Here is a 14,641-nt window from a genome sequence, read left to right as displayed (position 1 = left end):
AAGGGATAACAAAATAATGACAACAGAAAAAACCGGCACTTAGGCATGCCGGTTAATCCGTTTGCTGTGATTTATTCTGCCGCGACAGCCGTTGCTTCAGATGCGCGCCATAATAAACTGACGACGATAGCCGCCAGCGTCGGCAACAACCAAGCCAGCCCCATGTCGAACAGCGGTAAAAAGCTAAAAATGTTCAGATCAGCGCCGGCTGCCTTGAGGCCGTCTAATGAACCAAACAGCAAGGCCACACTCAGCACCAGTCGATAGGCCAGACTCTGGTTAAAGAACCAGGCACGCATGAAGGTCACCGCGACCAGCGCAATCGCCACCGGGTAAATGGCCACTAACACCGGAATCGAAATGGTCAGTAATTGCGTCAAACCAACATTGGCAACAACCGCACAGGATACGGCAATCGCCATGGCACATTGCCGATAGCTGAATCGCGGCCACAGCGTGTGGAAAAAGTCAGCACAGGCAGAAGTCAAACCCACAGAGGTCGTCAGGCAAGCCAGACCCACGATCCCGGCCAGCACCACTGACCCCATCGGCCCAAAGAGGTGTGCCACATAGGACGCCACCAATTCACCACCGTTTTGCGGATGCGCCATGATGCCACCCGCTGTGCCACCCAGCTGGAAGAGTGCAATGTAAACCAGCGCCAATCCGCTTGCCGCAATCACACTGGCCACCGCCAGATAACGGGTTTGCTGTTGGGTGTTTTCAATACCTCTGGATTTCAACACGTCGATAATCAGCATACCAAACATCAGTGCGCCAAACGTATCCATGGTGTTGTAACCTTCCAACAACCCTTTCACAACCGGATGATTCATATAGTCCGGGGCAACCGATGGTACCGTTCCTTGGGGTGCAATCAATACCGCAATGCCCAGTACGGCCAATAACAACACCAGAATAGGAGTCAGAATTTTACCGACTGCATCCAACAGCTTGCCTTGATTGAGCGACAAAAATAACGTCAGTGCAAAGTAAATCACACTGAATGCTATCAACATCATGTGGCTGTCATAGGCACCAATAAATGGTTTTACCGCCATCTCATAGGTAACAAGCCCCGTACGTGGCGTCGCAAAAGCAGGGCCAATGATGATGTAAGTGGCAATCGCAATAAACAACCCGGCCCATCTAGGCAGCAGGCGTGTCATGGTCATCAGACCGCCACCTGCAAACGCAATAGAAAGAATGGTTGCCAACGGTAATCCCACTGCAGTGATGAGAAAACCCAACATGGCGGAACCCATATTTTCACCGGCCAGATAACCGGCCATAGGCGGGAAAATGATATTGCCTGCCCCCAGAAAGAAGGCAAATGTCATAAAACCGAGACCTAACAGATCGGTCCGAGTCATAGATTGTTTCAAAATTAACTCCACTTACGGTTGATTGCCACTGATATCCTGTCAGGCAAAGAACCAATCGGAGCGCACGAACCATCCATGGCTGCGAACAACAATAAAGGTCTGAAAAGGGGTGCAAGCATACGTGAGAGGAGGAACAGAATAAAGCACAGAAAATGTTAAAAGCATCAGATTGGCGCAACAACCATTTCATAAGCGATACTTTATGCTAAAAAACAAGAAAAACTGAGAGAAAGAAAGAAGGGGTAATCCCCTCCTTCATCGAAGAACAACCTAGCGTTCCGTCAGCGCCAGTTTTATCGCCAGCGCAGCAAACACACTGCCCGCGACTCGATTCATCACGATTTCAGCCTGAGGGCTTTGACTGAACCAATTACCCAGTTTTCCAGCCAACAGACTGATCAGCCCGAATACCACCAGCGTACAGATAATAAATACCGCGCCAAGTTGCAATAACTGGAGCGTCAAATGCCCCTTGGCCGGATTAGTGAATTGCGGCAGAAATGCCAGAAAGAAAATAGAAACCTTCGGATTGGTAATGTTCATGACGATACCCCGCCGATACAGGGCTAATTTATTCAGCGAGATCGCTTTGGAAGCCCCTAGCCCACCCGCACCGGCGCGGAACGCGCCCCAGGCCAGATATAACAGATAGGCAGCCCCACAGAGTTTCAGCACTGTGAAGGCCAGCAGCGATTGCTGAAAAATGACCGCAACCCCCAGTGCAACTGCGGAGGTATGAACCAGTAATCCGGTAGATAAACCCAAGGTCACCAGAATGCCGGAAGCGCTTCCCCGCAGCATGGATTGCGTGAGCACAAAGATATTATCTGGGCCGGGAGCCAGACAGAGTATAAACGACGCCGTCAGAAATAACAGAAAAGTGTCCAAACCCAACATCATCATCTCCGAAACAGAAATAAGCGGGGTCTGATTCTAACATCACTTTCACTCTTCCGGCGCAAAACAACCTGCACGCTCTACACAGTCATCACAACTGGGAGAACGACAGACATAGTTACCGCCCAGCGCACACTGCTGTCGATAAAAAAACTTCTTCCAGCGCATGTTCTGGCTGTTCATCTCCACTAGTTCAGGAAAACAGCATTGCATTAATTCGCGCAAACTGGCGCGGGAATCCAAGCCGAGATCCTGCCAGAGATGGTTATAGCCCATGCAGGCCACTGCAATGATCCTAGCCATAAGCCTCGCTTCCGGATGCGCATATTCCGCCAGCCAGTGCTCTAAGGCCTGACATTCAGCTTCACGCATGGCTAGCAGCTCAGAAAGCACGGCCTGTCGCTGCTGTTGCAATAACCCCATCACAGCCGATGGGACATTACAGCGCACCAGCAACTGCTGATATTGTTCTGTACCTAACCCCATGTATCGGGGCAGCGGGCAAATGCCGGTCTGAAAACGCCAAAGCAAATCCGTCAGCCAGTCCTGGGGGGTGCGTGGCTGTTCGTGCTCCGGCGTTATCACGTCTAACGGCATGTTAACTCTGATGGCCTGGTTCATAATGAATTGCTCCCTCAACCGGACAGATCTGAATACAGCGCGGTCCGACACTATGCCCTTTGCACTCATTGCAGCGTTTTACTGAGATCGAGAAGACTCGGTCCTGCTCACGAATTGCCCGTTTCGGACAAACCTCCAGGCAACTGAAACAGCCGACACATTTTTCGGTAATCGTGCAACTCATCAGGCAACCCCGCGTACATGCAGTTTCACCTCGGTGGCTTTTGGCTGCAATTGCCACCAGGCCGATAACGCATCACGGATCGGTTGCCAGGCGTAATCCACCACTGGCTGTACTCCAGCGGCTTCCAGTTTTTGCCATGGGCCCAGCCCTAAGCGCGAACAGAACACTGCATCCATATCCGCCAGTAAAGTGAGTGTGTCAGCCATCACGTCATCATGATCGTCACACTCAACCTGTCCGTGACAATATTGCGCCACATGACGTTCGCCAACCAACGTAACCCCTTCACTGCTGACACTGTAGATATGGAACCGCTTGGCATGACCAAAATGTTGATCGATCACTTGCCCTTGCTGCGTCGCAACCGCCACCAGACGGGAATCTGCCTCTTCCGACGCACCGGCACTGGCAATCGCCGCCTGAATTTTTGTCCGTTGTTGCATCACGGGTGCATAATCATTTTCCTGTGGCGCCAACGCAGACAAATTGAACTCCTGACTGCGATCTTCGCCCAGCATACCGACCGCATCAGCGCGACATTGCTGGCAATGTGCCATTTGCGGCATAAAGGCACCACTGCGTTCACGAACCTGTGCCACCTCGTCAGCCGTCGGCTCACGTTGTCCGTTCAATCCGTAATAAGTGCCGTGCTCCGGTTTTGAAATCAGCGGCATAATGTTGTGCAGGAAAGCCCCCATGTCACGGATCGCATGACTGACTTCCGCCAGATGCAGGTCATTCACTCCGGGAATCAATACCGAGTTGATCTTCACCAGCACGCCGTTTTCCATCAGCTTGCGCATGCCCTCAATCTGCTGGTCGATCAGGATCTGCGCCCCTTCCTTGCCGCGATAGCGCACACCATCAAAATAGATCCAGTCATAAATACCGGCAGAGACATGGGCATCAATCGCATTCATAGTAATAGTGACATGATCCACGCCCAGTTCGACCAGTGAATCCACCGACTGCGGTAATGCCAACCCATTGGTGGACACACACAATTTCACATCAGGCAATGCCGAACGCAGCCCTTCCAGCGTGTCGAAGGTGCGGGTCTGGTTTGCCAAAGGATCGCCAGGGCCAGCAATACCAATCACGGAAAGTTGTGGAATGGCCGCAGCCACAGCTCTGGCCTTTTGCAAGGCTTGTTCGACATTTAATAATTCCGACACCACGCCCGGACGGGATTCATTGGCGCAATCGTATTTACGATTACAGTAATGACATTGCACGTTACAAGCCGGGGCAACGGCCAGATGCATCCGAGCATATTTATGATGTGCACTCGGGGAATAACACGGATGATGTGCCACCTTTTCTGCCTGTGCCATCGAGAAATCGGTCGCACTGTGTGAACTGCTGCCACAGCGGTTGCCTTTACTTTGACTGCCACATTGTTGTCGCATTACCGGGGTATTGTTATCCATGTTATGTCTGCCTTGTTCTGCCCTGTCTTTGTCGTGAAGATGCAAACATCACTCCGCAGACAACAAATATACATAACACAATGAAATATAATGATTTTAACGATTGTCGAAGACCGACAGAATATGACGGACATGCCACACAGAAACGACAATGTGATAAAGCGCACATAATCTCGATAAATTATCGGACAGCTAACCCGGTTTAGCTCAAATTGAAGCGTATTTGCTCAAATCTATTGTGTTAGATCAGGAAAAAGCAGAAAAATATTTTCTGACATCATCAAATGTCATTATTCCCTGTATAATGCGCGCCATATTTCACCATTATTTTTATATCCCTGAACTGTTGGAGTTATCCTTCCATGAAAAAAACCAAGATCGTATGTACTATCGGTCCTAAGTCTGAGCCAAAAGAAGTCATGGCTAAAATGATTGAAGCAGGCATGAACGTAATGCGCCTGAACTTCTCTCACGGTGACTTTGAAGAGCACGGTGGTCGTATCAAGACTGTTCGTGAAATCTGTGCTGAAACCGGCAAACGTGTTGCGATCCTGTTAGATACCAAAGGTCCAGAAATCCGCACTATCAAACTGGAAGGCGGTAACGACGTCTCTCTGGTTGCTGGTCAGACTTTCACTTTCACTACCGACAAAACTGTAGTGGGTAACGCTGAGCGCGTTGCTGTGACTTACGAAGGTTTCGCTCGCGACCTGAAAGCTGGCAACACTGTGCTGGTTGACGACGGTCTGATCGGTATGGAAGTTATTTCTACTACTGACACTGAAGTTGTTTGTAAAGTTATGAACAACGGCGACCTGGGTGAAAACAAAGGTGTTAACCTGCCAGGCGTTTCTATCAAACTGCCAGCTCTGGCTGAAAAAGACAAAGCTGACTTGGTATTCGGTTGTGAACAAGGCGTTGACTTCATCGCTGCTTCTTTCATCCGTAAGAAAGAAGACGTTCTGGCTATCCGTGAACACCTGAAAGCTCACGGTGGCGAAAACATCCAGATCATCTCTAAAATCGAAAACCAGGAAGGTCTGGACAACTTCGACGAAATCCTGGAAGCATCAGACGGTATCATGGTTGCCCGTGGCGACCTGGGTGTAGAAATCCCGGTTGAAGAAGTTATCTTCGCTCAGAAGATGATGATTCAGAAATGTAACAAAGCACGCAAACCAGTTATCACTGCAACTCAGATGCTGGATTCCATGATCAAAAACCCACGTCCAACCCGCGCTGAAGCTGGCGACGTTGCGAACGCGATCCTGGACGGTACCGATGCAGTGATGCTGTCAGGTGAATCAGCTAAGGGTAAATTCCCACTGAACGCTGTTTCTATCATGGCAACTATCTGTGGCCGTACTGACCCAGTTATGCCTTCTAACCTGACTATCGAAAATGCTAACGATCGTAAGAGCATCACCGAAGCAGTATGTAAAGGTGCGGTAGAAACTACTGAGAAACTGGACGCTCCGCTGATCGTTGTTGCCACTGAAGGCGGTAAATCAGCTCGTGCTGTTCGCAAATACTTCCCTAAAGCGAACATCCTGGCGCTGACTTCTAACGCCAAAACTGCTCAGCAGCTGATCCTGACCAAAGGTGTAACACCAGTTCTGGTTGATAAACTGGCTTCTACCGATGCATTCTACGTGCAGGGTAAAGAAGTGGCTCTGGCCTCTGGTCTGGCTGTTAAAGGCGACATCGTGGTCATGGTATCTGGTGCGCTGGTACCAAGCGGTACAACCAATACTGCATCTGTTCACGTACTGTAATCTTTCAGTCCGTTACAGTGATTCCTCAACGCCGGTTCTTTGTGGACCGGCGTTTTTTTATCCAGTAAATCATGCTTTTTTGTGCGTCAGGTCGCTTTTTGCTATATCCTCTCGCTGGTTTGGTGCAAGTTAATTACCTCTTGCCAACATTGACTCAACAAATTACTAACGGTGAACATAGCCTATGCAGAAACAGCGAATTCTCCGCACTCTGTTATCCGGATGCCTTCTTCTGATCAGCACAACTCTCTTTGCCGTTGAGCAACCAGAGTTACCAACACGAGCCAGTCTTGATAGTAAACTAGCCAGTTTGAATAAACGCGATACACTCACTGTCGCCGAAAAAGCACAGAAAGAGGATATTGAGCAAACCCTTTCATTTCTGGATTCTATCGAAAAAGAAAAAATCAAAGTCAAAGATCAGGATCGTTCACTCACCAAAACACCGGCGAAATTAAAAGAGTTTGTACGGTTATTAGACCAAATACATAAAAATGATGCACAAGACACGGAACAGTTAAAAACCGATCTGAGCCGCTTATCTCAGACACAACTCGACAGCCGTCTAACCGATTTGTTAAGTCAGCTACAAAATGCCCAAAATGATTTGGGAAATGTAAATAGCCAGATCACCTTCCTGCAAACCCTGCCTGAGCGTACGCAAGCTGCGATGAGTCAGGACTACCAGCGTATGCAGGATATTCGTAATCGCTTAAGCGGTGTAAGTAGCAAACAGAATAGTGAAATTACGCCTTCCTTACGCGTGCGTCTGAATACCGAACTCACACTATTACAGCTACGTCAGGAACAGCGCCAGAAAGATCTGGATAGCAATACCAGTCAGCAAGAACTTTATAACAAACAGCGTGATTATCTGACCGCCCAGATCGCACAACTGAATAACTGGGTGCAACTATTGCAGCAGCAGGTGAATAATAAGCGCCTGACTCTCACTGAAAAAACGGTGGAAGAAAGTGGGTCAGCCGGAGCCAATGCCCAAACTCTGCCCCCCGTGCTGCAAAAAGAGATGAAAATTAATCAACAGCTTAGTCAGCAACTCATTGATACCACGCAAGGCGTTAACACGCTGGTACAGGAAAATATCAAAGTTAAGAACTGGCTGGATCGTACGACTCAGACAGAACAGAACCTGAATGAGCAGATTTCAGTGCTAAAGGGCACACTGCTACTATCAAAAATTCTCTATCAACAACGCCAGATGCTACCGGACTCTAACGATCTAGCTCGAGGTTCCGAAGAACATATCGCTGACCTGCGACTGGCCCAGTTTGATATCAACCAGCAACGTGATCAGCTTTATCAGCGCGATGAATACATCAGCAAGTTGTTAGAAAAAAACAAAGGTGATGCACTAACCACTGAGCAAATGGCAACATTGACAGAAACGTTGGATGGCCGCCAGCAGTTGCTGGATCAGCTAAATAAACAACTCGGGCAGGAACTGAACTTAGCCATCAACCTGCAACTGAATCAGCAACAGCTGGAGCGCGTCAGTAATTCATTGCAATCGACACTGCAACAGCAAATTTTCTGGGTCAGCAGTAACAAACCTATCGATATCTCATGGTTAACCGCATTACCCGGGGCTTTATTGTCGCAGTGGCAAGCTGTCAGTCTGAGTATTAATCTAAGAAACTGGTTGGCAGACTCTTTCAAGATTTTCCCAGCCGCCTTGGTGATGCTGACCCTGGCAGGGATCATGATCTGGCGACGCCAAGCTATTCAGCAACGATTTGAACAACTGGCCGGCGAGGTCGGGCATCTGCGCTCAGATACTCATTCACATACACCTAAAGCCATTTTGTTGGTATTCCTGCGCACGATCCCTGGTGCCTTGCTGATCATGAGTACTGGTTCGCTGCTGTTGTTCAGTGGTCTTTTATCGCCATTGGTGATTGGTGAACTATCCTTCCGAATGGCACTGGCCTATATGGCATTTGGTTCCATCCGTCGGATGCTAAAGCCAGAAGGGCTGGCACAGAAACATTTTGGCCACAACCACCTGACTATCGCACATCTACGCAAAGCCCTGAGAAACATCTGGTATACCCTGTTACCGCTGATTTTTATCGCGACCCTGGGTGAACTCGATCCAACCCGTCTGGCTAATGATGTCGCCGGCGAGATCATCTGCCTGGTGAGTTTACTACTGTTGTCGGTGGAACTGTTTACCATCGTACGCAAACACCCACATAACAAACAAACCAGCCTGTGGCGCAGTCTGACTGCGCTGGCTCTTGGCCTCCTGCCGCTGGTATTGATTGGTCTGCTGGTGTTTGGTTATTACTACACGGCATTGAAACTCAGCGCCCGTCTGATCGAGACATTTTATCTGGTCGCAGTCTGGGTATTGCTCTATGAAACCGCACTGCGTGGCTTGTCCGTTGCTGCTCGCCGTCTGGCCTACCGCCGGGCACTGGCGAAACGCCAGCAACGAACTGAAAATAGCGACAATGTGGAAGTGACCGATGATAAGCCAATCTCACTGGAACAAATCAATGAACAAACGTTGCGCTTGGTCAATGTTGCGCTGATGTTGGTTTTTGCCGGTGCATTCTACTGGTTGTGGTCTGATTTAGTCGCCGTATTTGCCTACCTGGACAGCATTACGCTGTGGCACCATACCGTGGGTACGGATTCTAACGCCGTACTGGAAGCCGTGAGCCTGCGTGATCTGCTAGCCGGCGGTGTGATTGCGATCGTCACCTATATTCTGACCCGCAACTTACCCGGTCTGCTTGAAGTCTTAGTGTTGTCGCGCCTGCAACTGGCACAGGGAACCTCCTATGCCATTACCACGGTACTCTCTTATCTGATCACCGCCGTCGGTTCGATCGCCACACTGTCGACCGTGGGCATGGAATGGAGCCGACTACAGTGGCTGGTCGCTGCGTTATCGGTAGGTCTCGGTTTTGGTTTGCAGGAAATCTTCGCCAACTTTGTTTCCGGTTTGATCATTCTCTTCGAACGTCCGGTGCGCATCGGGGATACCATTACGGTTTCCGGCTTCTCCGGTACCGTCAATAAGATCCGTATCCGAGCCACGACCATTACCGATTTCGACCGCAAAGAGATCATTATCCCTAACCGCGCATTTGTGACCGAGCGTCTGATCAACTGGTCATTAAGTGATACTGTAACCCGTGTGGTATTGCGGATCGGGGTATCTTACGGTTCCGATCTGGATCTGACCCGCAAGTTGTTACTGCAGGCGGCGCATGAAAATCCGCGCGTCATGAAAGAGCCGGAACCCAGTGTCTATTTCCTGACATTCGGTGCCAGTACACTGGATCATGAAATGCGTTTCTTTGTCCGCGAATTGGGTGATCGTAATCCGGCATTGGATGAACTGAACCGCCGCATAGATAAATTGTTTGCAGAAAACGGGATCAATATTGCGTTCAATCAGGTGGAAGTCACCCTGAAGAATGCGCATGGTGATGTCGTCAGCATTGATGCTGCCACTGCAGCAGCGGGCGCAGCGGCAACCACAGTTGATACCGCCAATCAGGCTCCCGATCAGGAAAAGAAATAACGTAGAAAAATAGAGTGTCATCAAACAGAAAGCCCCCGAGAAAAGGGGGCTTTCTTCTTTTCAGATATTAAGGCGCCAAGCGATCAATATGCCAAGTATCACCATGCCGCTGATATAAAAAGCGATCATGCAGCCGATGCGCGCCGCCCTGCCAGAACTCAATGCTATCGAAACGAATACGATAGCCGCCCCAGAAGCTCGGTAACGGCACTTCACCATTGGCAAATTTCGCTTTCATCTCCATGAACTTGCTTTCCAACATACTACGGGCAGAAATCCGGCTGGATTGCTGACTGACCCAGGCCGCGATCTGGCTGTCTTTCGGACGGGAATGAAAATATTTCACGACCTCCAGTGCCGAAAGCTGTTCCGCAACTCCCGTCACATGCACTTGACGTTCCAACGTATGCCATGGAAACAACAAGCTCACATGGTTGTTTTGTTTGATCTGTTGCGCTTTACGACTGCCTAAATTGGTATAGAACACGAAGCCATCCGCATCATAATGCTTCAGTAATACTATGCGCTGAAATGGCTGCCCATTTTCATCCACCGTGGCGACACTCATAGCTGTCGGGTCAACCAGACGGGCATCACAGGCCTGACGCAACCATTTTTCAAACAACACCATCGGATCGCTCGGTAAATCCTCTCGGTGCAAGCCACCTTTCAAATATTCGCGCCGTAAATCAGCAATATCCATCTCTGTGTTCATCCCCTCGGTATCAATGCCAACATTGTGCGCCGCAGAAGAGTTGATCACAAGTCTGTGATATTGGCTGCAAAGCGGTAATGTTACTTGTCTCTGCGCGAACGACCTTCTATGATCTTCTCATTCAAATTATTCAGGTTTTATCCATGCGTACCTATGCTCTTACCCCGCTGGAATGCGGTTCTGTGCAGGCGATCTTGTCTGCGGTCTTGAATGAACAGTCCCCGGTTGATCGTGCGATTGCTCAGGAATTCAAAATGGAACGCATGCCCGAAACGGCCCAGCTTCATGTCATTGATGCCGTCGGTGATATACTCCGTCGGCTGAGTTTGCTGGCCTTTCTCGCGGATGTACCGGTGGCACAAGCGGGTATTGCCGTACAATCACTGATCTGCCAATGGCACATGTTACAGAATCGTCAATTGCCAAACCTTCGTGTTGCCGATCAGTGTGATTTAAAAGTATTTGAAACACGCCGTGAACTGGCACGCCAGCAACCTGCACTATGGGATGGTTGCCCTGAATGGCTCGAACAATTGGGGCAGGCGCAATTGGGCCTGCAATGGCCCGCCGAACGGGCGGCTCTCACGCAAGCTGCTAAACGCTACATTCGTGTCAATGCACTGAAATGTAATGAAACACAGCTGCAACATCGCCTGCAGCAGGAACATATTGATACCCGCCTGGTAGACGGCGTACCCGGCGCACTGGAAGTCACCTCCAATGGTTCCTTATTCCGCACACAGGCATTTAAAGATGGCTGGTTTGAACAGCAAGATGCCGGTTCTCAGCAAATTGCCCCCTTCCTTGGTGTTGAACCAGGAATGCGCGTGATCGATGCCTGTGCCGGTGCCGGTGGCAAAACCCTGCATCTGGCAGCATTAATGGCAGGCAAAGGGCGTCTGTTAGCGATGGATGTAGAACAGTGGAAACTGGACAACCTGCGCCTGCGCGCCCGTCGTGCCGGTGCGCATAATATTGAACCAAGACTGATCGAAAGCAGCAAAACCATCAAACGCCTGAAGGAAAGTGCCGATCGGCTGTTGCTGGATGTTCCCTGCTCCGGTTTAGGCGTGTTAAAACGCAATCCCGATACCAAATGGCGCGATACCGCAGAACGGTTACCGGTCTTGCTCGAATTGCAGGCCGATATTCTGCGGCGCTACAGCAAAATGGTGAAAGTTGGGGGGCAACTGGTCTATGCCACCTGCAGTTTATTGCCGGCAGAAAATCAGGATCAGGTAGCCAAATTTATCAATGAATGTGATGGCCAGTTCAGCCTGTTAAAGGAGCAAAGTATCAGCCCCGCGCAGACCGGTTTTGATGGTTTCTATATGGCATTGCTGCAGCGTAACTGATTTTCCGATTGAGATTGTCGAACTCTTCCGAAGGCGCATTGATTGCGCCTTTTTCATTTCCGCTGTAATGCTGTAAATCACAGGCGAAAAAAAACCGCACAGTGATTTGTGCGGTTTTCAGTTTTAACTTTATCAGTACAGATTAACGGTCACGACGGAATTTACCGCCATCGCGCTCACTGCGGTGATGAGAACGTTCGCCACGATCATTACCACCACGGTTATCACGGTTGTCGCGATTGCCACGGAATGGACGGTCACGACCTTCCCCGCGGAATTCGCCACGACCCTCGTTACGAGGCGGACGGCGATCGCCAAAAGATGGGCGTGCACGACGTGACTGTTCCGGCACTTCACCAGTGAACAATTCAATATCCAGCGGACGCTGACAAACACGCGCTTTTTTCAGTGTGTTCATCACTTCGGTTGGCATACCTTCCGGCAAATCAACAGTCGTGAAATCATCATAGATTTCAATGTGACCGATATATTTGCTGTCGATACCCGCTTCGTTGGCAATAGCACCCACGATCTGGCCTGGTTTCACGCCATGTTCATGACCTACATGCACTTTATAACGCGCTGTCGGGCCTTCCGGTGCACGGGAACGACGTTCGCTGCGCTCTGGGCGATCGCCACGCTCAAAACGGTCACCGCGTTCGAAACGATCGTTACGCTCACGACGGTTGCCACGATCATTGTTGTCATCAAAACGCTGACGCGGTTCCGGCTCATTTTCATTCATGAACAACGGCTCTTCGCCCTGAATCATCTTGCACAGCGCGGCACACAGATCCAACGGATCGGTGTTTTCATCCTCCAGAAACTCATTGATGATCTGGTGGAACGGCTGCAGATCTTCTTCAGATTCCAGCGTTTCACGGATCTGTTGCTTGAAGCGTTCCAGACGATGTTTGTTAATATCTTTCGCTGTTGGCATCTGCATTGGTTCGATCGGCTGGCGAGTGGCCTGCTCGATGATACGCAGCATACGACGCTCACGCGGTGCAACAAACAGGATCGCGTCACCAGTACGGCCCGCACGACCGGTACGGCCAATACGGTGAACATAAGATTCTGTATCGTAAGGAATATCGTAGTTCACTACGTGAGTAATACGTTCTACGTCCAGACCACGTGCAACCACGTCGGTCGCAATCAGAATATCCAGCTGACCAGCTTTCAGTTTTTCAACTGTACGTTCACGCAATTTCTGTGGAATATCACCATGCAATGCTTCACAAGCATGACCGCGAGCAGACAATTTGCTAGCCAGTTCTTCCGCTGCTGTTTTGGTACGGACAAATACCAGCAATGCATCGTAAGGCTCAACTTCCAGCATACGAGTCATGGCGTCCAGTTTATGTAAACCAGACACTAACCAGTAGCGCTGACGAATGTTTGCCGCGGTGCTGGTTTTAGAAGCGATCTTGATTTCCACCGGCGTCTTCAGATGACGGTGCGCAATACGGCGGATCTGTTCCGGCATAGTTGCAGAGAACAAGGCGATCTGACGATCTAATGGGCACTGCTCGATCACCCATTCCACGTCATCAATGAAGCCCATACGCAACATTTCATCTGCTTCATCCAGCACCAGTGTTTTCAGTGCAGACAAATCTAGCTTGCCGCGACGCATCATGTCCATCACACGGCCTGGCGTGCCCACAACAACCTGAGCACCACGGCGCAATGCGCGGATCTGTGAATCGTAAGATGAACCACCATAGATTGGCAGTACATGGAAATCAGGAATAAATTGTGCGTAGCTCTGACAAGCTTCGGCAACCTGAATCGCCAGTTCACGGGTAGGAGCCAGGATCAATACCTGTGTATCCATTTGAGTTAAATTCAGACGCGACAGGATCGGTAAAGCAAATGCACCTGTTTTACCTGTACCTGTTTGTGCCTGCCCCAACAGATCACGACCTTCCAACAGTGGCGGAATGGCCGCCGCCTGGATTGGAGAAGGATTTTCGTATCCAACAGCTCCCACAGCTTTCAGAATAGGCGCAGCTAACCCCAGCTCGCTAAAGCTTGGCAAATTTTCAGTATCAGTCATATTTTATTTCACTACTCTACAAGGATGGGCACTTAGCGAGGGAGACGCTGCTGGCCCGACAAAGAAAAGGGTGGCGATTATACACATTTCACGACAAATGTCGTCAAAAATGTGATAGTTATCGCAGCAATTTCAGGAGTTTTCGCACAGGTGGGCTTACACTGTCTCTGACTCAACTTGGTTATTATACAATCAATTCACATTTTTTGCTTGAAACTATTCTCTTCCACTTCGTTTTTTCTGTGAAAGCACAGCCAATGTCAGGCGACTGGTACATAAAAGCCGTTCGCGTTCGTCTTGCAGGTTAATCTGCCAGACTTGGGTCGTTGCGCCCAGATGAACCGGCCGGGCAATGCCAGTCACCACACCGTCTCGTTTTGCCCGCAAGTGGTTGGCATTAATATCCAACCCCACACAACAGTGAGTCCGCGGTACGCACAGATTACCAGCCACCGAACCCAATGTTTCCGCCAAGACAACCGAGGCACCACCGTGCAGCAATCCCATCGGCTGGTGAGTTCGACTATCTACCGGCATGGTCGCCTGCAGATAGTCATCACCGATTGCGGTGTATTCGATACCAAGATGCGCGACCAGTGTATTCAGAGAACCTGCATTCAAACTCGCCAGCGTAAAATCCCGTTGCCAAATCACCGCAATA

General features: G+C 49.9%; 10 protein-coding genes. 3 read left to right on the top strand and 7 right to left on the bottom strand.

Annotated features, from left to right (window positions below):
* Positions 1 to 71 precede the first annotated feature (71 nt).
* From brnQ to nifB, 4 genes are all read right to left on the bottom strand, one after another.
* On the bottom strand, positions 72 to 1,385 hold the full coding sequence (gene brnQ / locus H027_RS0111460; protein ID WP_024872600.1) for a branched-chain amino acid transport system II carrier protein: 1,314 nt from the start codon (positions 1,383 to 1,385) through the stop codon (positions 72 to 74).
* 270 nt (positions 1,386 to 1,655) lie between these two features.
* The gene (locus tag H027_RS0111455) at positions 1,656 to 2,282 is read right to left on the bottom strand and encodes a LysE family translocator (RefSeq protein WP_024872599.1); all 627 of its coding nucleotides are present in this window, start codon (positions 2,280 to 2,282) and stop codon (positions 1,656 to 1,658) included.
* 48 nt (positions 2,283 to 2,330) lie between these two features.
* On the bottom strand, positions 2,331 to 2,903 hold the full coding sequence (locus H027_RS0111450) for a nitrogen fixation protein NifQ (protein ID WP_024872598.1): 573 nt from the start codon (positions 2,901 to 2,903) through the stop codon (positions 2,331 to 2,333).
* A 183-nt stretch (positions 2,904 to 3,086) separates the two neighbouring features.
* Positions 3,087 to 4,517 (bottom strand): nitrogenase cofactor biosynthesis protein NifB, encoded by a 1,431-nt coding sequence (gene nifB / locus H027_RS0111445; RefSeq protein ID WP_024872597.1) that lies wholly within the window; start codon positions 4,515 to 4,517, stop codon positions 3,087 to 3,089.
* 362 nt (positions 4,518 to 4,879) lie between these two features.
* Between nifB and pykF the strand changes: the two genes are divergently transcribed.
* Both pykF and mscK read left to right on the top strand, forming a co-directional pair.
* Positions 4,880 to 6,292: a pyruvate kinase PykF gene (pykF, locus tag H027_RS0111440; RefSeq protein WP_024872596.1), complete on the top strand. Its 1,413-nt coding sequence runs from the start codon at positions 4,880 to 4,882 to the stop codon at positions 6,290 to 6,292.
* A gap of 184 nt (positions 6,293 to 6,476) precedes the next feature.
* Positions 6,477 to 9,848 (top strand): mechanosensitive channel MscK, encoded by a 3,372-nt coding sequence (mscK, locus tag H027_RS0111435; protein ID WP_024872595.1) that lies wholly within the window; start codon positions 6,477 to 6,479, stop codon positions 9,846 to 9,848.
* A gap of 67 nt (positions 9,849 to 9,915) precedes the next feature.
* Here mscK and pdxH read toward each other — a convergent pair whose 3' ends face one another.
* Positions 9,916 to 10,551, bottom strand: coding sequence for a pyridoxamine 5'-phosphate oxidase (gene pdxH, locus H027_RS0111430; protein WP_024872594.1), 636 nt, complete (start codon positions 10,549 to 10,551; stop codon positions 9,916 to 9,918).
* A 155-nt stretch (positions 10,552 to 10,706) separates the two neighbouring features.
* On the opposite strand from pdxH, the gene H027_RS17790 reads away from it, so the two are divergent.
* A complete protein-coding gene (locus H027_RS17790; protein WP_051449034.1) occupies positions 10,707 to 11,918 on the top strand; it encodes an RsmB/NOP family class I SAM-dependent RNA methyltransferase in 1,212 nt (403 codons plus the stop codon).
* Positions 11,919 to 12,060: 142 nt separating this feature from the next.
* Here H027_RS17790 and H027_RS0111420 read toward each other — a convergent pair whose 3' ends face one another.
* Both H027_RS0111420 and H027_RS0111415 read right to left on the bottom strand, forming a co-directional pair.
* On the bottom strand, positions 12,061 to 13,980 hold the full coding sequence (locus H027_RS0111420; RefSeq protein WP_024872593.1) for a DEAD/DEAH box helicase: 1,920 nt from the start codon (positions 13,978 to 13,980) through the stop codon (positions 12,061 to 12,063).
* A 216-nt stretch (positions 13,981 to 14,196) separates the two neighbouring features.
* A complete protein-coding gene (locus tag H027_RS0111415; RefSeq protein ID WP_038149265.1) occupies positions 14,197 to 14,640 on the bottom strand; it encodes a hotdog fold thioesterase in 444 nt (147 codons plus the stop codon).
* Position 14,641: the final 1 nt, after the last annotated feature.

It is taken from the genome of Tolumonas lignilytica, assembly GCF_000527035.1.
Taxonomy (GTDB): Bacteria; Pseudomonadota; Gammaproteobacteria; order Enterobacterales; family Aeromonadaceae; genus Tolumonas; species Tolumonas lignilytica.
This window is presented reverse-complemented; position numbering and strand designations above follow the sequence as displayed.